This is a genomic window from Galbitalea sp. SE-J8 (genome assembly GCF_030345695.1).
Classification (GTDB): domain Bacteria; phylum Actinomycetota; class Actinomycetes; order Actinomycetales; family Microbacteriaceae; genus JAUASV01.
Genome location: NZ_JAUASV010000009.1, coordinates 22134 through 40475, shown reverse-complemented (window position 1 = coordinate 40475; position 18342 = coordinate 22134). Strand labels below are relative to the sequence as shown.

Sequence of the window (18342 nt, the reverse complement as noted above, 5' to 3'; positions counted from 1 at the left end):
CGCCCGTGAGCGCCGTTTAGACTTCTTCGATCATGGCAACCTTCGGAAACCTGACCGACCGTCTCGCCGAGACCTTCACCCGACTCCGGGGCAAGGGCCGGCTGAGCCCGGCGGATGTCGACGGCACGGTGCGCGAGATCCGTCGCGCGCTGCTCGAGGCGGATGTCGCGCTCGACGTCGTCAAGGACTTCACGGCGCGCGTGCGCGAGCGCGCCCTCGGCGACGAGGTGAACAAGGCGCTCAACCCCGCGCAGCAGGTGGTGCAGATCGTCAACGACGAGCTCGTGCGCATCCTCGGCGGCGAGCAGCGACGCCTCGAGTTCGCCAAGAAGCCGCCGACGGTCATCATGCTCGCGGGCCTGCAGGGCGCCGGCAAGACGACGCTCGCGGGCAAGCTCGCGACGTGGCTCAGGAAGGACGGCCACACCCCGCTGCTCGTCGCGTCCGACCTGCAGCGCCCGAACGCGGTGACGCAGCTGCAGGTCGTCGGCGAGCAGGCCGGGGTCGCGGTCTACGCGCCCGAGCCGGGCAACGGCGTCGGCAACCCCGTGAAGGTCGCGAAGGACGGCGTGAGGGAGGCCGAGCGCCGCCAGCACGACGTCGTCATCGTCGACACGGCGGGCCGTCTCGGCGTCGACGCCGAGCTCATGAAGCAGGCCGCCGACATCCGCAGAGCGGTCGATCCCGACGAGGTGCTGTTCGTCATCGACGCGATGATCGGTCAGGATGCCGTGGCGACCGCGCAGGCGTTCCAGAAGGGCGTCGACTTCACGGGCGTCGTGCTCACGAAGCTCGACGGCGACTCGAAGGGCGGGGCCGCGCTCTCGGTCGCGTCGATCACCGGCCGGCCGATCATGTTCGCGGGCACCGGCGAGGGACTCGACGACTTCGAGCCGTTCCACCCCGACCGCATGGCGAGCCGCATCCTCGACCTGGGTGACATCCTCACGCTCATCGAGCAGGCGCAGGCGAACTTCGACGAGGCCGAGGCCGCGAAGGTCGCCGAGAAGCTCGCGACCTCCACGTTCACGCTCGAGGACTTCCTCGAGCAGATGCAGCAGCTCAAGAACATGGGCTCGATCAAGAACATGCTCGGGATGCTCCCCGGCGCGAAGGGCATGCGCGAGCAGCTCGACAACTTCGACGAGGGCGAGATCACCCGCACGGAGGCGATCATCCGGTCGATGACACCGGCGGAGCGACGGATGCCGAAGCTGCTGAACGGGTCACGTCGCCTGCGCATCGCGCGCGGCTCGGGCACGACGGTGACCGAGGTGAACGCGCTCGTGAACCGCTTCGAGCAGGCCGCGAAGATGATGAAGACCGTCGCGAAGGGCGGCGTGCCGCAGGTGCCCGGCATGGGTCCGGTGCCCGGCGCGTCGTACGCCGGCAAGGGCTCGCGCGGGTCGTCGTCGAAGAAGAAGGGCTCGCGCTCGGGCAATCCCGCGAAGCGCGCGGCGGAGAACGCGGCGCTCGCCGCGGGCGTGAAGCCGGCGGGCGCGAGTGCGGCATCCGGATCGGGATTCGGCCTGGGCAAGCAGGCGGGCGCGGGCGCCGCGGGCGGTCCGTCGCCCGAGGAGCTCGCGTCGCTGCAGAAGTTCCTCGGCCGCGGCTGACGCGTCCGTCGTCGCACTCGCCGGCCGGGCGCGCCAGCGCCGTCGCTCGTGCGGGCTGAGGAGGCGCGCCGGCGCCGTCTCGAGTCGCGGTGGTCCCGCAACGCCCGGCGCTGCGGGTGCTGGGCTTCGAGACGCTCCTTCGCCGCTCCTCGGCCGACGGCGCCGCGCCGGCCCGTGCGCTCAGCGCCCGGGCACGTTCGCGAGCGCCGCGCCCGGAGCGCGCTCGCCGACGATCTCGGCCGCGAGCCGCTCGCCGACGGACGGGCCCATCGTGAGCCCGGCCGCACCGAATCCGGCGTTGACGTAGAGCCCTCCCAGCCCGCTCAGCTCGCCGACGGTCGGCAGCTCAGCATCCGGGTACGGGCGCAGCCCCACGCGCGTCTCGATGATCGTCGCATCGGCCAGGCCAGGGGCCACGCGGAGCGCGTTCTCGAGCACCTCGCGCTGCCCGGCCGCGGTGACGCGCACGTCGAAGCCCGCGCCCGACTCGCGCGTCGCCCCGACCACGACCCGTGAGTCGTCGAACGCGAGCAGGTAGTGCCCGCCCAGGGGCAGCACGGTGGGCCACTGCCGCGTGTCCGCGGTCACGCGCAGGTGGGTGATCTGGCCACGCTGCGGCTCGACGCCGACACGTCGGCCGAGCGGCCCGAGCACGCCGTTCGTCCAGGCGCCGGCGGCGACGACCACGACGTCCGCGCTGAGAGGGCCGGCATCCGTCTCGATCCGCCACGGCCCCGGCCCGGAGACGATCCGGGCCGTCGCCGCGAGCACCTCCGCCCCTCGACGCAGCGCGCCGGCGAGCAGACCGGCCGCGAGCGCCCGGCCGTCGACGCGCGCGCCCCCGGAGACGAGCAGCGCCGCCAGGTGCGGCGCGAGCGGCGGGAACAGCTCGCGGGCGCGCCCGGCCCCGGCGCGGATCAGCTCGCCCATCGCGGGCGCGTCGGCGGCACGGGCGCTCGCGCGTGCCTCGACCTCGTCGAGGGCGGCGGCCGAGTCGGAGACGACGAGCGAGCCGGCACGCCGGTACCCGATGTCGTCGACGCCGACCTCGGCGAGGCGGCCGAGGAGCTCGCCGTAGTACGCCGCCCCGCCCGCGTACAGCCGATAGAACTCCCCGCCGGCGGACGAGGTCCAGGGCTGGATGATGCCGGCGCCCGCCGCGGTCGCGCGGCCGGGCAGCGCCGCATCCACGATCGTGACCGGCACGCCCCGCCGGGCGAGGGCGAACGCGGTGCTCGCACCCGCGACCCCGGCTCCGATCACGATCACCGTCGGCGACATCCGTTCCCCTCCTCCTCGCCAGACTACGAGCGCGCGCGGGGCGATGTCGCTCCGCGCCTAGGCTGAACGGGTGAGCAGACCGATCCGCATCGGCGTGCAGGTGCAGCCGCAGCACGCGACCTACGAGCACATCCGCGACACCGTGCGACGCCTCGAAGACCTCGGCGTCGACGTGATCTTCAACTGGGACCACTTCTTCCCGCTGAGCGGCCCCGCGGACGGCCCGCACTTCGAGGCGTGGACGATGCTCGCGGCGATCGCCGAGCAGACCAGCCGCGTCGAGTTCGGCGCGCTCGTCAACTGCAACTCGTACCGCAACGCCGACCTGCAGGCCGACATGGCGCGCACGATCGACCACATCAGCGCGAAGGGCGGCACCGGCCGGTTCATCTTCGGCACCGGCTCGGGCTGGTTCGAGCGCGACTACGACGAGTACGGCTACGAGTTCGGCACGGTCGGCGGCCGGCTCAACGCCCTGCGCGACGCGCTGCCCGTGATCGAGGAGCGCTGGGCGAGGCTCAACCCGCCGCCGACGCGGAAGATCCCCGTGCTCATCGGCGGCGGCGGGGAGCAGAAGACGCTGCGCATCGTCGCCAGGCACGCCGACATCTGGCACTCGTTCAGCGACCCCGAGACCCTCGATCGCAAGCTCGGCATCCTCGCCGCGCACGCCGCCGAGATCGGCCGCGACGTCGGCGAGATCGAGATCTCGAACGAGCAGCGCGCCGACAAGTTCGACCGCGTCGACGAGCTGCTCGAGCGCGGCGTGACCCTGTTCACGGTGGGCATCTCGGGCCCCGAGTACGACGTCGCCTCGATCGAGAAGTGGATCGCCTGGCGCGACAGCATCGCGCGCTGAATCGGCAGTCGCTGAGGGGACGCATCCTGCTGTTCTGGCACGCCCCATAACGACGGGATGCGTCCCCTCAGCGCGAACGCGATCTAGCGCGAGCGCGATCTAGCGCGAACGCGATCTAGAGTGAGAGGCATGGGACGGATGCTGCTCGCGCTGAGCGTCATCGCGCTCGTCCTCGCCCAGACCGCGCCCGACCCGGCCGCCGTCGCGGCATCCGTCGCGCTCCTCGCGGTGGCGGGCCTCGGCATCCGTGCGGTCCTGGCGACGCCGAGCGCGCGTGCGGTGACGGTCGGCGCGCGATCGCGGGCGCACGCGGAGTCCGTCGCCTGGCAGGTCGAGCCGGCGCACCCCGACACGGCGGGACGCACGCGCTCCCGCGCGCCCGGACGGCGGCGCCCGGCCGCCTGACGTCCCGACCCCCCGGTCACGACGTCGTCGTCCTCCGGATCGGAGAACGGATGCGGCCATCAGCCCGCCACCCGCTCCCACCGAAGGACTCCCGTGAACCCCATCGATGCGGCATTCGCCGCCGCCTACCGCGCCGTCGAGGCGCTCTCCGCCCTGCTCGCCCCGCTGCTCGGCGCATCCGCCGCCGCGGGGGCGATCGTGCTCATCACCCTCGTGCTGCGAGCCGCGCTCATCCCGGTCGGGGTGAGCCAGGTGCGCGCCGACATCGCCCGGAGACGCATCGCGCCGCAGCTCGCGGCCGTGCAGAAGCGCTGGGCGAAGAAGCCCGAGCGCCTCGCGACCGAGATGCGCGGGCTCTACGCGCGCGAGGGGGTGTCGCCCTTCGCCGGCGTGCTGCCCGCGCTCGCGCAGCTTCCCGTCGTGTCGCTCGTCTACGGCGTCTTCACGCACGCCCAGATCGCGGGCGGCGCGAACGCGCTCCTCGCCGCGACGGTCGTGGGCGTGCCGCTCGGCACCACGGCGTCCGCTGCGGTCGCCTCGCCGATCGGCATCGCCGTCTACGCGGCGATCGTCGTCGTGCTCGTCGTGGTCGGCATCCTGAACCGCCGTCAGGCGGTGCGGCTCGCCGCGACACCGCCCACCGGCATCGCCCGGGTCCTCGGCTGGATGCCGCTCGCGACCGCCGCGATCGCGCTCGTCGTGCCGTTCGCGGCCGCGATCTACCTCGCGGTCTCGAGCGTGTGGGGCCTTGTCGAGCGCACGATCGTGCGCCGCGCACTGACGCGTAGCGTGGCGGTATGACTACCCTCGCGATCACGAACGCCCGCATCGTCCCCGTCGTCGGAGACCCGATCGAGGGCGGCACGCTCGTCGCCGTGGACGGTCGCATCGCGCAGCTCGGCGCCGCCGCCGGCATCCGGGTGCCGGATGACGCGGAGGTCGTCGACGCCGGCGGGCGCTGGCTGCTGCCCGGCTTCATCGAGGCGCACGGGCACGTCGGCATCCACGAGGAGTCGAACGGCGCGATGGGCGACGACACCAACGAGATGACCGACCCGGACATGTCGCCGGCCCGCGCGATCGACGCGATCGACATCGAGGACGAGGGCTTCCGCGACGCGCTGTCCGGCGGCGTCACGAGCGTCGTCGTCAAGCCCGGCAGCGGCAACCCGATCGGCGGGCGCACGGTCGCGATCAAGACCTGGGGCGGCCGCACGATCGACGAGCAGCTGCTGCGCGCCGACGTGAGCGTGAAGAGCGCCCTCGGCGAGAACCCGAAGCGCGTGTGGGCGGGCAAGGGCAAGACTCCGGCGACGCGCATGGGCACGGCCGTCGTCATCCGCCAGGCCTTCGAGGACGCCCGGTTCTACGCCGCGAAGCGCGCCAAGGCGGCGATCGACGGCGAGCCGTTCCAGCGCGACCTGGGCAAGGAGACTCTCGCCGCCGTGCTCGACGGCGACCTGATCTGGGACCAGCACTGCCACCGGCACGACGACATCGCCACGGCCATCCGCCTGGCGGAGGAGTACGGCTACCGCCTCGTCGTCAACCACGGCACGGAGGGCCACAAGATCGCCGACGTGCTCGCCGAGAAGGGCATCCCGGTGATCTTCGGGCCGATGTTCACGACGCGCTCGAAGCTCGAGCTGCGCGACCGGGCGATCGGCAACCTCGCGCTGATCGCGCGCGCGGGCGTGACGGTCGCGATCACGACGGACCACCCGGTCGTGCCGATCAACTTCCTCGTGCACCAGGCGTCGCTCGCCGTGAAGGAGGGCCTCGACCCGGTCACGGCGATCGAGGCGCTCACGATCAACCCGGCGTCGATCCTCGGGCTCGCCGGCCGCGTCGGGTCGCTCGAGCCGGGCAAGGACGCCGACCTCGTGCTGTGGTCGGGCGACCCGCTCGACGTGACGGCACGAGCGGAGCGGGTGTGGATCGCCGGCGAGCCCGTCTACGCGTGGGACGCCGCCGCGGGCCGGGGCATCACCACTCCAAGGTTCGCCTGAGCGTCCTGGTCCCTGGGTGCCCTGGTCGCTGAGGGGACGCATCCTGTCGGAATCCCGGGTGCGATTCCGACAGGATGCGTCCCCTCAGCGTTGGGTAGGGTCGGCCCATGTTCGTTCGAGCGGATGGCGCGGTCGTCACGAGCGCGAGCGACCTGACCGTCGCGTCGCAGTGCGAGTTCGCGTTCGTGCGCACCCTCGACGCGAAGCTCGGCCGCATTGAGGCGCTCGCCGTGCCCGACGACCCGATGCTCGTGCGGGCGGGGGCGCTCGGCGACGTGCACGAGCGGCACCAGCTCGATGCCTACCGCGCCGAGTTCGGCCCCGGCGTCGTCGAGATCGAGCGGCCCGACGTGCGCGACGCGCAGCAGGTGACGGATGCCGTGGCCGCCACGCTCGCGGGCTTCGCGGCCGGGGCGCCGGTCGTGTTCCAGGCGACGTTCGCGAGCGAGACGGCGCCGGCCGGTGTCGGCCGAACGGGCGCGCTCTCGCCGTTCATCGGGTTCGCGGACTTCATCGTGCGGCAGCCCTCCGGCCGCTACCGCGTGCAGGACACCAAGCTCGCCCGGCGGGCGAAGGTGACCGCGCTGCTCCAGCTCGCGGCCTACCATGAGCAGCTCGAGCGGAACGGGGTGCCGGTCGACGACACCGTCGAGCTGCTGCTCGGCGACGGCACGACGAGCGCGCACTCGGTCGCCGACATCGCCCCCGTCTACCGGCGGCGCAAGGCGCGCCTCGACGCGATCGTCGCGGAGCGCCTCGCCGAGCCGACCGCGACCGCGGCGCCCTGGCTCGACCCGCGCTACGCGGCCGACGGGCACTGCGACTTCTGCGCGGCGGAGCTGGAGGCGGCGCGCGACCTGTTCCTCGTCGCGGGCATGCGCGGCACGCAGCGCGCGCACCTGCTGGGCGCCGGCATCCGCACGATCGACGAGCTGGCGGAGCTGCCGTCGAGCGCGGCCGTCGAGGGCATCACGACGACGGGCCTCGCGTCGCTGCGCCTGCAGGCGCGGGCTCAGCTCGCCCGCGCGGTCGGCGCGCCGCCGCCCGTCGAGGTGTTCTCCGCCGCCGAGCTGGGTGCGATCCCGGTGCCCGACGAGGGCGACGTGTTCTTCGACTTCGAGGGCGACCCGCTGTACGCCGAGCCGCGCCCGGGCGGCGGGGGTGCCGCCGGCGCGGGCACCGAGTGGGGCATCGACTACCTGTTCGGACTGTGCGGCCCCGACGAGGGGTTCCGAGCGTTCTGGGCGCATGACCTGCGCGAGGAGCGCCGGGCGCTGCTCGACTTCCTGGCGTTCATCCGCGAGCGGCGGCAGCGGCATCCGCGCCTGCACATCTACCACTACGCGGCCTACGAGCGCACCCACCTGCTGTCGATCGCCGCGCGGCACGGGGTCGGCGAGGCCGATGTCGACGACCTGCTGCGCGACGACGTGCTCGTCGACCTCTACCCGATCGTGCGCAAGGCGCTGCGCATCGGCACCCGGTCGTACTCGATCAAGAAGCTCGAGCCGATCTACATGGGCGACGAGCTGCGCGACGAGGAGGGCGTGACGAGCGCCGTCGCGTCGATCGAGCAGTACGTCGCGTTCCGTGCGGCGCGGGATGCGGGCGCGGATGCCGTGGCCGAGCGCCTGCTCGCCGAGATCGCGGACTACAACCGCTACGACGTCGTGTCGACGCACCGGCTGCGCGACTGGATGCTCTCGCTCGCCGCCGAGCGCGGCGTCGCGCCCGGCTCGCTCGACGACTACGACCCCGACGAGGTCGCCCGCGACGAGCCGAGCGAGACGGCGCAGGCCCTCGCCGTGCTCGCGGGCGAGCCGTTCCGGGAGCGGTCGGCGGATGAGGCGGCCTACGCCCTCGCGTCGGCCGCGATCGACTACCACCGCCGCGAGAACAAGGCGTTCTGGTGGGCGCACTACTCGCGTCTCGCCGACCCGATCGACGACTGGGCGAACACGCGCGACGTGCTGCGCGTCGAGCGCGCGGAGGTGCTCGACGACTGGCACGTGCCGCCGCGGGCGCGCCTGGCCGCGCGCCGGCTACGGCTCGCGGGGGAGTGGGCGCCCGGCAGCAGGGTGTCGAACGAGCCGTTCGCGGTCTACGACCACCCGGGACCGTTCCGGGTGCGCGGCGCGAAGCCCGGATCGCGTCCGTACCGCGGCGTGCGCGTCGTCGAGGAGCTCGCGGACGGGTCCGTGATCGTCGACGAGACCTGCCCGCCCGACGTGCAGCCGTGGCGCACCGTTCCCGTGGCGCTCACCCCGGCGTCGCCGCCGCGCGCCGACAAGCTCGTCGCCGCGATCGAGTCGTGGGGGCAGTCGCTCATCGACGCGGCGCCCGCGTTCCCGCTCGGTCCGGTCACCGACCTGCTGCGGCGCACGCCGCCGCGCACCCGCTCGGGCGCGCTCGCGCCGCTCGCCTCGCCCGACGCATCCGTCGACGCGCTCGTCGCGTCGCTGCTCGACCTCGACCGGTCGTATCTCGCGGTGCAGGGCCCGCCCGGAACGGGCAAGACCTACGTGGCCGCGCACGTCATCCGCCGGCTCGTCGCGGAGCACGGCTGGCGCGTCGGGGTCGTCGCGCAGTCGCACGCGGTCGTCGAGCACGTGCTCGAGCGCGTCGTCGCGGCCGGGCTCGACCCCGACCTCGTCGGCAAGTCGACGGCGGATGCGACGGCCCGTTTCACGGTGCTCGAGCGCGACGGGTACGCGATCTTCCAGGCGCAGCGCGCGGCCCGCGGCTACGTCGTCGGCGGCACCGCGTGGGACCTCACGAACCCGGCCCGCGTGCGCCCCGGCAGCCTCGACCTGCTCGTCATCGACGAGGCCGGTCAGTTCTCGATCGCGAACACGATCGCCGTGGCGTCCGCGGCGCGGAACCTGCTGCTGTTCGGCGACCCGCAGCAGCTGCCGCAGGTGAGCCAGGGCATCCACCCCGCGCCGGTCGACGGCTCGGCGCTCGGCTTCGTGAGCGACGAGCACCGCGTGCTGCCGCCCGAGCTCGGCTACTTCCTGGCCGAGTCCCGGCGGATGCACACGGCCGTCACCGCGCCCGTGTCGCGTCTCGCGTACGAGGGCGCCCTGCGCGCGCATCCGTGCACCGCGACGCGCTCGCTCGAGGGCGTGACGCCGGGTCTGCAGGCGGTGCCCGTGCCGCACGAGGGACGCAGCACGGAGTCGCCCGAGGAAGCGGATGCCGTGGTCGGCCTCGCCCTGGCGCTCATCGGCACCCCGTGGTCCGATCCGACGCTCGATCCGCCGCGCGTGCGCGAGCCGCTCGGGCCGGCGGACGTCATCGTCGTGACGCCGTACAACGCGCAGGTCGCCCTGCTGCGCGACGCCCTCGACGCCGTCGGGCTGACGGGGGTGCAGGTCGGCACGGTCGACAAGTTCCAGGGCCGGGAGGCGGTCGTGTCGATCACGAGCCTCGCCGCGTCGAGCGCCGCGGACGTGCCGCGCGGCATGGACTTCCTCATCAACCGCAACCGGCTCAACGTCGCGATCTCGCGGGCGCAGTGGGCGGCGTTCCTGGTCTACTCGCCGGGGCTCGCCGAGCACCTGCCGCACCGCCCGGAGCAGGTCGCGGAGCTGAGCGCGTTCCTCACCCTCGTCGACCCCGTGTGACCCCGCCCCCTCGGCTGCCCCCAGCCAGTCCGTGTGAGGACGTTTTGCGCGTGTGAGGACGGCCCGGGCCGTCCTCACACGCGCAAAACGTCCTCACACGGACTGGATGGGGGCGCGGAACTCCCGGATGAGGTGCCGGGCGACCGCGCGCAGGTCGCCGCCCGCGGCATCCGCCACCGCGAGCTGCCGCTGGTAGCTCGCGCCGGTCGCGAGCGTGGTGCGCACGCCGAGCAGCTCGGACGCGCAGCCGAGCTCGGCCGCGACCGGCAGCAGCTCGTCGACGAGCTCGTCCAGGTGCGCACGCACGGGCCGCTCCCGGCCACGGCGGTCGATGATGACGTCCGCCTCGAGGCCGTAGCGCGCGGCGCGCCACTTGTTCTCCCGGTGGTACCAGGGTGGCAGCGTCGGCAGCGCGCGGCCCGCGTCGAGGTCGCGCGAGTAGCGCTCGACGAGGGACTGCGTGAGCGCCGCGACGGCGGCGAGCTCGGGCAGCGTCGACATGCCGTCGAACGCGCGCACCTCGATCGTGCCCCAGCGCGGCGCCGGACGGATGTCCCAGCGCACCTCGGTCGCATCGTGCATGATCCCGGTGCGCACCATGTCGTCGAGGTACTCCTCGTAGGCCGGCCAGTCGGGCAGCGTCCAGGGCAGCCCCGCGGTCGGCAGCTGCTGGAACACGAGCGAGCGGTTCGAGGCGTACCCGGTGCGCTCGCCCGCCCAGAACGGGCTCGACGCGGTGAGCGCGATCAGGTGCGGGAGCGTCGCGGTCAGTGCGCCGACGAGCGGCATCACCTTGCGCGCATCCTCGACGCCGATGTGCACGTGCACGCCCCAGATCATCATGTTCCGACCCCACCACTGGGTGCGCTCGATGAGGGTGTGGTAGCGCGTCTTGTCGGTGACCGCCTGCTCGTACCACTGCGCGAACGGGTGGCTGCCGGCGCACATCAGCTCGACGCCGAGCGGATCGGTGGCCGCGCGCACGGCGGCGATCGCCGCGGCGATGTCGTCGACCGCCTCGCTCACGTCGCGGCCCACGCCGCTCGTCACCTCGACCGTGTTGGTGAGCAGCTCCGCGGTGATCGTGTGGCGCGCCTCCGGATCGACGGATGCCGCGACCCGCTCGATCACCTCGGGGCCCCGTCCGACGAGCTCCCCGGTCGCCGGATCGGCGAGCATGAGCTCCCACTCGATGCCCACGGTGCTGCGCTGCGACGGGGCGAAGTCGACGGCCATGCGGTGAGTCTGGCATCCGCGGGGGGCGACGTCGGCACGTCACGCGCCGGGCGTAACGGAGCGGACCGGGCGGAGAACGGATGCCGTCCCGCGGCGGGTTACGCGGCCCCCGGGAAATCTGGCACAATGGACGATCGGGTTCCGCCGCGGTCCGACCCTCTATCCGATCCGGCGACTCCACCCCGAGTAACCAAGACTCAGAGCTTTCGTGCCGAGTGTGCCCCCACGCTCACGGCCAGCGGTTCGCCACCAACACACACACGTCATCAGGAGAATTGTGGCTGTCAAGATTCGTCTCAAGCGCTTCGGAAAGATCCGCGCGCCCTACTACCGCATCGTCGTCGCCGACTCGCGCAGCAAGCGCGACGGTCGGGCGATCGAGGAGATCGGCAAGTACCACCCCACCGAGGAGCCGTCGTTCATCGAGGTGGACTCGGAGCGCGCCCAGTACTGGCTCGGCGTCGGCGCCCAGCCGACCCCGCAGGTCGAGGCGATCCTCAAGCTCACCGGCGACTGGGGCAGGTTCAAGGGCGACAAGAACGCGGTCAGCACGGTGAAGACCAAGGAGGCGCCGGTCGCCTTCGTCGCGGACGAGAAGAAGAAGCCCGTGCTCAAGCGCCGTCCCGAGCCTGCCGAAGGGCCGAAGGCCGAGAAGGCCGCACCCGTCGCCGAGGCGCCGGCCGCCGAGGCCGCCGACGAGGCGTGAGCACTCTCGCTCCCGCTCTCGAGCACCTCGTCCGGGGGATCGTCGATCACCCGGACGAGGTGCAGGTCGTCGAGCGCACGTCCGGGCGCGGTGACGTGCTCGAGGTTCGCGTGCACGCCGACGACCTGGGCCGCGTGATCGGTCGCGCCGGCCGAACGGCGAAGGCCCTCCGCACGCTCGTGTCCGCCCTCGCCGACGGTCGCCGCATCCGCGTCGACGTGCTCGACGACTGAGGTGGCCACCGCATCCGACGCTCCGACGCGCCTCCGCGTCGGCCGGCTCCTCAAGGCGCACGGGCTCAAGGGCGCGCTCAAGCTCGAGCTGTTCACGGATGACCCGGACCGCCGTTTCGTGCCCGGTGCCTCGTTCTCGCTGCAGGTGCCGCGCGAGTCGCCGTGGCACGGCAAGAGCCTCGAGCTGACCGAGCTGCGCTACTACAACGGCAGTCCGGTCGCGTTCTTCGAGGGCGTGGCCGACCGGACGGCGGCCGAGTCGCTCGTGCGCGCCATCCTGTGGGTCGACGTCGACGACGACGAGCCTCAGGAGGAGGACGCCTGGTTCGACCACCAGCTCGTCGGCCTCGCCGTCGTGCGCGACGGCCAGGGCGTCGGCCGGGTCGCCCGGGTCGACCACTTCCCGGCGCAGGACCTGCTCGTCGTCGCGACGGCGACCGGCGAGGTGCTCGTGCCGTTCGTCAAGGCGATCGTGCCGAGCGTCGACATCGCCGCGGGAACCGTGACCGTCACGCCGCCCGCTGGGCTGTTCGAGGAGCTGCCCGACGACGACGGCGCCGGCCCGTCCGCTCCCGCTCCGACGGACGACTGAGCCCCGCTCCGCCGCCTACGCTGAACCCCGTGCGCATCGACGTCATCAGCATCTTCCCCGGGTTCTTCGGGGTGCTCGACGTGTCGCTCGTCGGCAGGGCGCGCAGCTCGGGCCTGCTCGACGTGCGCGTGCACGACCTGCGCGAACACACCCACGACCGGCACCGCACGGTCGACGACACCCCGTACGGCGGCGGGGCGGGCATGGTGATGCGTCCCGAGCCGTGGGGGGAGGCGCTCGACGCTGTGCTGACGGATGCCGCGGTCGTCATCGTGCCGAGCCCGGCCGGCACGCGCTTCACCCAGGCGCTGGCCCGCGAGCTCGCGGCCGAATCGCACCTGGTCTTCGCCTGCGGGCGGTACGAGGGCATCGACCAGCGCGTCATCGATGACGCCTCGACGCGGGCGCGGGTGCTCGAGGTGAGCCTCGGCGACTACGTGCTCAACGGCGGCGAGGTCGCCGCGATGGCGATCATCGAGGCGGTCGGCCGGCTCGTGCCGGGCGTCATCGGCAACCCGGCGTCGCTCGACGAGGAGAGCCACGAGGACGGTCTGCTCGAGTACCCGAGCTACACGAAGCCCGCGCTCTGGCGCGGGCGCGAGGTGCCGCCCGTGCTGCTCAGCGGCAACCACGGAGCGATCGCCTCGTGGCGCCGCGAGCAGCAGCTCGAGCGCACCCGCCGCGTGCGCCCCGACCTGCTCCCGCCCGACTAGCCTCCGCTCCCTCCCGTTCGGCGGTAGATCCGCGCACCATCGGCGGAGTTGGGGTCTAACGGCGGGCGTTACAACGCCGTCCGTTTGCAGCTTCTACCGCCGAACGTGCGCGGCTTCAGGCCCGGCGAGCAGTCAGGATGAGCGGGCCGTCATCCGTGATCGCGACGGTGTGCTCGACGTGCGCCGCGCGTGAGCCGTCGCGACTGCGCAGCGTCCAGCCGTCCGCATCCGTGTAGATCTCGTCGGTGCCGAGCATGAGCCACGGCTCGATCGCGATGACGAGCCCGGCGCGCAGCGGCAGGCCGCGGCCCGGGCGGCCGTCGTTGGGCAGGTGCAGGTCGCCGTGCATCTCGTGCCCGACGCTGTGCCCGCCGAACTGCGTGTTGACGCTGAAGCCGTCCGCGTGGGCGACGCCGCCGATCGCGGCCGAGATGTCGCCGAGCCGGTTGCCGACGACCGCGGCCGTGATGCCGGCGGCGAGCGCGCGCTCGACGGTGTCGATGAGCGCGACGTCCTCGTCGCGGGGCGTGCCGACGACGAACGACAGCGCCGAGTCGGCCACCCAGCCGTCGACGGATGCCGCGAAGTCCAGCGACAGCAGGTCGCCGTCGCGCAGGCGGTAGCGGTGCGGCAGCCCGTGCAGCGCCGCGTCGTTCACCGAGGTGCAGATGACCTTGCCGAACGGGGACGCGCCGAACGACGGGTGGTAGTCGATGTAGCAGCTCTCGGCTCCGCGCTCGCGGATCATCCGGTGCGCGAGCCGGTCGAGGTCGAGCAGGTCGACGCCCACGTCGGCCGCGTCGCGGGTGGCCTCGAGAACGGATGCCACGAACGTGCCTGCCGCGCGCATCTGCTCGATCTCGGCGGGGGTCCTGAGCTCGATCACCGATTCCCTGCTTTCACTCGACTCCCGAGGCTACCCTCGGCCCATGGTGCTCCGCCGTGCCGCGTATCTCGCGCTCCTGCCGCTCGTCGTCGTGCTGCCCACCTGGCTGCTGATCGCCCGCGGCGTCGTGGCCGCGGACGGCGCGACCGACGTGCTCGCGACGATCGTCGTGAGCTTCGTGCTGTTCGTCGTGCTCGGCGTCGGCGCGGCGCTCGTGGTCGCGCGGCGCAGCTCGCGGCTCGCGCGCGCGACGTCATGGGCGGATGCCGCGGTGCTGCTCGGCGTCACGGTCGCGCTCGCCGCGGCGGGCGTCACGACCTCGCCCTTCGCCGTCGTGCCGGCCGTGCTGCTCGTGCTCGCGTGGTTCTGGCTCGCGCTCTACGAGTTCGTCGCGGAGGCGCGGGCGCGCGTGCGGGCGTTCGTCGACGGCGTCGACCCGCGGGTGCGGGACGCGATGCGGCGCCGTCCCGACGCGGACGTGTACGTCATCCGTCCGCCGTCCCCGTGATCGGCGGCCCGCGGCGGCGTGCCGTGGTCGGCGGCCCGCGGCGGCGTGCCGTGGTCCTCAGCCCGCGGTAGCGGGTGGGGTGCCGCATCTGGCACAATGGCTCCTTGTGCTCCGGCACGGCTCTGCCACAGGGGAGCCGTGTCACGCCGGGCACCCCCTTCTCGACTTACCGAACCGCGGTGGACCTGTGTGCTGCCGCAGAGAGCGAATCCGCCATGCACATCCTCGACGCCGTCGACGCAGCCAGCCTGCGCAGCGATATCCCCGAGTTCCGCGCGGGTGACACCGTCAAGGTGCACGTCAACATCATCGAAGGCACGCGCTCGCGCGTGCAGGTCTTCCAGGGCGTCGTCATCGGCCGCTCCGGCGAGGGCGTGCGCGAGACGTTCACGGTGCGCAAGGTCAGCTTCCAGGTCGGCGTCGAGCGCACCTTCCCGGTGCACTCGCCGATCATCGACCACATCGAGGTCGTCACGCGCGGCGACGTGCGCCGCGCGAAGCTCTACTACCTGCGCGAGCTCCGCGGCAAGAAGGCCAAGATCAAGGAGAAGCGCGACGCGTAGCGGACCGCTTCCGACGCGCGCCGCGCGCGACGCGTAGCGGCGCTTCCCAGGCTTTCCCGCACTCCCCGCCGCATACACTGGGCGGGGAGTGCGGCCGTTGACGGGCGCGCACGACGAGCGCGCAGAGGTTCCATGACTGACTCACCGACCACGACCGGCGACGACGGCGAGGCCTCGTCGCTCGAGGGCGATCAGCCCGAGACGCCGAAGCGCTCCCGGTCCCGCAGTTTCGCACTGTTCCTGCGGGATGTGGCCCTCATCCTGGTCGCGGCGATCGTCATCTCCTTCCTCATCAAGACCTTCCTGGTCCGCAGCTTCTACATCCCGTCTCCGTCGATGGAGAACACGCTGATGGTGAACGACCGCATCATCGTCAACGAGCTCGTGCCCGACGTGATGCCGATCGAACGCGGCGACGTCGTCGTGTTCACCGACCCGGGCGGCTGGCTCACGCCCGAGCCCGACACCCGGTCCGACGTGCAGAAGGTCGTCGAGAACGTGCTCGGCGTCGTCGGCCTCGCCGCCCCGGACAGCAACGACCACCTCATCAAGCGCGTCATCGGCCTGCCCGGCGACGAGGTGTCGTGCTGCAACACGTCCGGCTACCTGCGGGTCAACGGCGTGCCGATCCAGGAGCCCTACGTCAACGTCGACCCGGGTCAGGACGCGGCCGACTCGCACTTCGACGTCACGGTGCCCACGGGCTACCTCTGGGTCGAGGGCGACAACCGCTACCACTCGGCCGACTCGGCGTACCACTACGAGAACGGCGACTCGAACGTGTTCGTGCCGATCAAGAACGTCGTCGGCCGGGCCGTGCTCATCAGCTGGCCGGTGAGCCGCTGGGCCTGGCTCGACGACTACCCGGCCGTGTTCCGCAACGTCGAGGATTCGGACACCCAGGGCTCGAAATGACGCCCGTCGTCGATCCGACCCGTCGCGCGGAGCTCGCCCTGCACCGGGCCGGCGCGCGCTACGTCATCGGCGCGGATGAGGTGGGCCGCGGCGCGATCGCCGGTCCCGTCGCGGTCGGGGTCGCCGTCGTCGAGCACCGGATGCGGTCGGCGCCCGCGGGCCTGCGCGACTCGAAACTGCTCAGCGAGAAGCGGCGCGAGGCGCTGCATCCGCTCGTCGAGCGCTGGGCGATCCACTCGGCCGTGGGTCTCGCGACGGCGGCGGAGATCGACGAGGTCGGCATCATCCGCGCCCTCGGGCTCGCCGGCGCTCGCGCCATCGCGCGGCTCGACCCGCTCGTGCTCGCCGAGGCGGTCGTGCTGCTCGACGGCAACCACGACTACCTGTCGGCCGCCCTCGAGCCGCGGCTGCCCGTGCACACCCGCATCAAGGCCGACCAGGACTGCACGGCCGTGGCCGCGGCATCCGTTCTCGCGAAGGTGCACCGCGACCGGCTGATGATCGCCGCGCACGCCGACGCGCCGGTCTACGGCTGGTCGGCGAACAAGGGGTATGCGGCGGCGGCGCACTACGCGGCGATCGCGGAGCACGGCCCGCACGCTCTGCACCGAGCGACGTGGCTGCATCCGCGGAGCGCCGAGCAGCTGGCCTTCGACCTCGGCCTCGACGACGAGGCGGTCTGAGCCGCTCGCTCACACCGGGTCGGCGGGCGTCCGGCCCGGCAACTAGACTCGTCGGCACGATGGATGAGGACGAGTTCGAGGACTACGACCGCGAGGTCGAACTGGCTCTCTACAAGGAGTACCGCGATGTCGTCGGGCAGTTCCGGTACGTGGTCGAGACCGAGCGGCGGTTCTACCTCGCCAACGAGGTCGAGCTCGTGCGGCAGGACACCGAGCACGACTTCTACTTCGAGCTGACGATGAACGACGTGTGGGTGTGGGACGTGTACCGCGCCGACCGCTTCGTCAAGAACGTGCGCGTGCTCACCTTCAAGGACGTCAACGTCGAGGAGCTCAGCTCGAAGGAGCTCGAGCTGCCCAAGGAGCTCGCGCTCGACGAGTGAGCGGGCCGCGCGCCGGCGCGATCAGTCGCTGATCGGCACGGCCACGGGAACGGATGCCGCCGGCCGCCGCATCCGCAGGGTGGCGATCGCGAGTCCCGCGACCATGACCACGCCGCCGACGAGCTCGAGGACGGTCGGCGCCTCGCCCTTCACGAGCCACGCCGCGGCGATGCCGACGACGGGCACGAGCAGCGTGAACGGCGCGACGCTCGCCGAGGGGTACCGGCTGAGCAGCCCGTTCCAGATCGTGTAGCCGACGAGCGAGCCGAGCACGACGGTGTAGAGCGTGGAGAGGATCGGTGCGGGCGAGGCGACGAACTGCGCGAGCCCGGCGACCACGGCATCCGGTCCGTCGACCGCGAGCGACAGCGCCGCTGCCGGGACCGGCACGACGAGACCCGACCACACCACGAGGCTGAGCGCCGAGCCGCCCGCGGGGCCGGACCAGCGGCTCACGGTGTTGCCGATGCCCCAGCACAGGGCCGCGCCGAGCGCGACGACGAGCGGCAGCACGCCGAGGCCCGCACCCGAGCGCGAGACCGCGACGGTGGCGAGGCCCGCGACGCCGACCGCGATGCCGACCCAGCCGCGGGCGCTCGGGCGCTCCCGCAGCACGAGCGCGCTCGCGAGCACCGTGAAGACGACCTGCGCCTGCAGCACGAGCGAGGCGAGGCCGGGCGGCAGGCCGAGCCCCATGGCGAGGTAGAGCAGCGTGAACTGCCCGAGGCTGAGGAACGCGCCGACGAGCAGCACCTTCCACCAGCGGATGCGCGGCGGCTTCACGAGCAGCACCGCGGGGATGCAGACGAGCAGGAACCGCACCGCGACGAAGAGCAGCGGCGGCACCCGCGCGAGCCCGGCGTCGATCGCGAGGAAGTTGACGCCCCAGATGAGCACGACGAGCAGCGCGAGCAGGGTGTGGCGACGGGTCACCGCACCATCCAACGCGACGGGGGCGGTCGCGGTCGCGGGCCAATCCCCGCCGGCTGGTCGCCCCGTGGTCGCCCGATCGGCGGGGGGTTGACAGCCCCGGCCCCGCCGGCTGGTCGCCCGCTGGTCGCCCGATCGGCGCGGGGTTGACAGCCCGGTTCTACCGATATATCGTTACTGCATCGCCGACATTCGGCG

At 72.8% G+C, this 18342-nt stretch carries 19 protein-coding genes; 15 read left to right on the top strand and 4 right to left on the bottom strand.

All coding sequences use genetic code 11. The features are described 5' to 3' along the window. Positions 1-32 precede the first annotated feature (32 nt). Positions 33-1616: a signal recognition particle protein gene (ffh, locus tag QT381_RS07860; RefSeq protein ID WP_289248321.1), complete on the top strand. Its 1584-nt coding sequence runs from the start codon at positions 33-35 to the stop codon at positions 1614-1616. Between the two features lie 180 nt (positions 1617-1796). Here the strand turns inward: ffh and QT381_RS07855 are convergent, their stop codons facing one another. After that, positions 1797-2897: an NAD(P)/FAD-dependent oxidoreductase gene (locus tag QT381_RS07855; RefSeq protein ID WP_289248320.1), complete on the bottom strand. Its 1101-nt coding sequence runs from the start codon at positions 2895-2897 to the stop codon at positions 1797-1799. Positions 2898-2967: 70 nt separating this feature from the next. Here QT381_RS07855 and QT381_RS07850 point away from each other — a divergent pair, with 70 nt between their 5' ends. From QT381_RS07850 to QT381_RS07830, 5 genes are all read left to right on the top strand, one after another. Next, the gene (locus QT381_RS07850; RefSeq protein ID WP_289248319.1) at positions 2968-3756 is read left to right on the top strand and encodes an LLM class F420-dependent oxidoreductase; all 789 of its coding nucleotides are present in this window, start codon (positions 2968-2970) and stop codon (positions 3754-3756) included. A 129-nt stretch (positions 3757-3885) separates the two neighbouring features. Continuing rightward, entirely contained in the window at positions 3886-4161 is a 276-nt protein-coding gene (locus QT381_RS07845; RefSeq protein ID WP_289248318.1) for a hypothetical protein, read from the top strand. A 93-nt stretch (positions 4162-4254) separates the two neighbouring features. Then, the gene (locus QT381_RS07840; RefSeq protein ID WP_289248317.1) at positions 4255-4962 is read left to right on the top strand and encodes a YidC/Oxa1 family membrane protein insertase; all 708 of its coding nucleotides are present in this window, start codon (positions 4255-4257) and stop codon (positions 4960-4962) included. Then, on the top strand, positions 4959-6170 hold the full coding sequence (locus QT381_RS07835; protein WP_289248316.1) for an amidohydrolase: 1212 nt from the start codon (positions 4959-4961) through the stop codon (positions 6168-6170). Before QT381_RS07840 ends, QT381_RS07835 begins: the two co-directional genes overlap by 4 nt. 107 nt (positions 6171-6277) lie before the next feature. Next, a complete protein-coding gene (locus QT381_RS07830) occupies positions 6278-9796 on the top strand; it encodes a TM0106 family RecB-like putative nuclease (protein WP_289248315.1) in 3519 nt (1172 codons plus the stop codon). A gap of 93 nt (positions 9797-9889) precedes the next feature. Here QT381_RS07830 and QT381_RS07825 read toward each other — a convergent pair whose 3' ends face one another. Continuing rightward, positions 9890-11032, bottom strand: coding sequence for a glutamate--cysteine ligase (locus QT381_RS07825; protein ID WP_289248314.1), 1143 nt, complete (start codon positions 11030-11032; stop codon positions 9890-9892). 277 nt (positions 11033-11309) lie between these two features. On the opposite strand from QT381_RS07825, the gene rpsP reads away from it, so the two are divergent. From rpsP to trmD, 4 genes are read left to right on the top strand one after another with little or no spacing between them, the layout of a single operon-like run. Next, complete coding sequence (gene rpsP, locus QT381_RS07820) at positions 11310-11738, top strand: 30S ribosomal protein S16 (RefSeq protein ID WP_289248313.1); 429 nt, start codon at positions 11310-11312, stop codon at positions 11736-11738. Further along, on the top strand, positions 11735-11971 hold the full coding sequence (locus QT381_RS07815) for an RNA-binding protein (protein ID WP_289248311.1): 237 nt from the start codon (positions 11735-11737) through the stop codon (positions 11969-11971). Before rpsP ends, QT381_RS07815 begins: the two co-directional genes overlap by 4 nt. 1 nt (position 11972) lies before the next feature. Further along, positions 11973-12563, top strand: a complete 591-nt coding sequence (gene rimM / locus QT381_RS07810; protein ID WP_289248309.1) for a ribosome maturation factor RimM — start codon at positions 11973-11975, stop codon at positions 12561-12563. Between the two features lie 29 nt (positions 12564-12592). Further along, positions 12593-13276: a tRNA (guanosine(37)-N1)-methyltransferase TrmD gene (gene trmD / locus QT381_RS07805; RefSeq protein WP_289248308.1), complete on the top strand. Its 684-nt coding sequence runs from the start codon at positions 12593-12595 to the stop codon at positions 13274-13276. A gap of 115 nt (positions 13277-13391) precedes the next feature. Here the strand turns inward: trmD and map are convergent, their stop codons facing one another. After that, positions 13392-14162, bottom strand: coding sequence for a type I methionyl aminopeptidase (map, locus tag QT381_RS07800; protein ID WP_289248307.1), 771 nt, complete (start codon positions 14160-14162; stop codon positions 13392-13394). Positions 14163-14205: 43 nt separating this feature from the next. Here map and QT381_RS07795 point away from each other — a divergent pair, with 43 nt between their 5' ends. The 5 genes from QT381_RS07795 (at position 14206) to QT381_RS07775 (ending at position 17214) form a co-directional block, all read left to right on the top strand. Continuing rightward, positions 14206-14670 carry a hypothetical protein gene (locus tag QT381_RS07795; RefSeq protein WP_289248306.1) on the top strand — a complete coding sequence of 155 codons (465 nt, stop codon included), beginning with the start codon at positions 14206-14208 and terminating at the stop codon, positions 14668-14670. A gap of 215 nt (positions 14671-14885) precedes the next feature. Further along, positions 14886-15233, top strand: coding sequence for a 50S ribosomal protein L19 (gene rplS, locus QT381_RS07790; protein ID WP_289248305.1), 348 nt, complete (start codon positions 14886-14888; stop codon positions 15231-15233). A gap of 132 nt (positions 15234-15365) precedes the next feature. Continuing rightward, on the top strand, positions 15366-16148 hold the full coding sequence (lepB, locus tag QT381_RS07785; RefSeq protein ID WP_289248304.1) for a signal peptidase I: 783 nt from the start codon (positions 15366-15368) through the stop codon (positions 16146-16148). Continuing rightward, on the top strand, positions 16145-16831 hold the full coding sequence (rnhB, locus tag QT381_RS07780) for a ribonuclease HII (RefSeq protein WP_289248303.1): 687 nt from the start codon (positions 16145-16147) through the stop codon (positions 16829-16831). Before lepB ends, rnhB begins: the two co-directional genes overlap by 4 nt. 59 nt (positions 16832-16890) lie before the next feature. Further along, positions 16891-17214, top strand: coding sequence for a DUF2469 family protein (locus tag QT381_RS07775; RefSeq protein ID WP_289248302.1), 324 nt, complete (start codon positions 16891-16893; stop codon positions 17212-17214). Between the two features lie 21 nt (positions 17215-17235). Here QT381_RS07775 and QT381_RS07770 read toward each other — a convergent pair whose 3' ends face one another. After that, positions 17236-18147 carry an EamA family transporter gene (locus tag QT381_RS07770; RefSeq protein ID WP_289248300.1) on the bottom strand — a complete coding sequence of 304 codons (912 nt, stop codon included), beginning with the start codon at positions 18145-18147 and terminating at the stop codon, positions 17236-17238. Positions 18148-18342 lie beyond the last annotated feature (195 nt).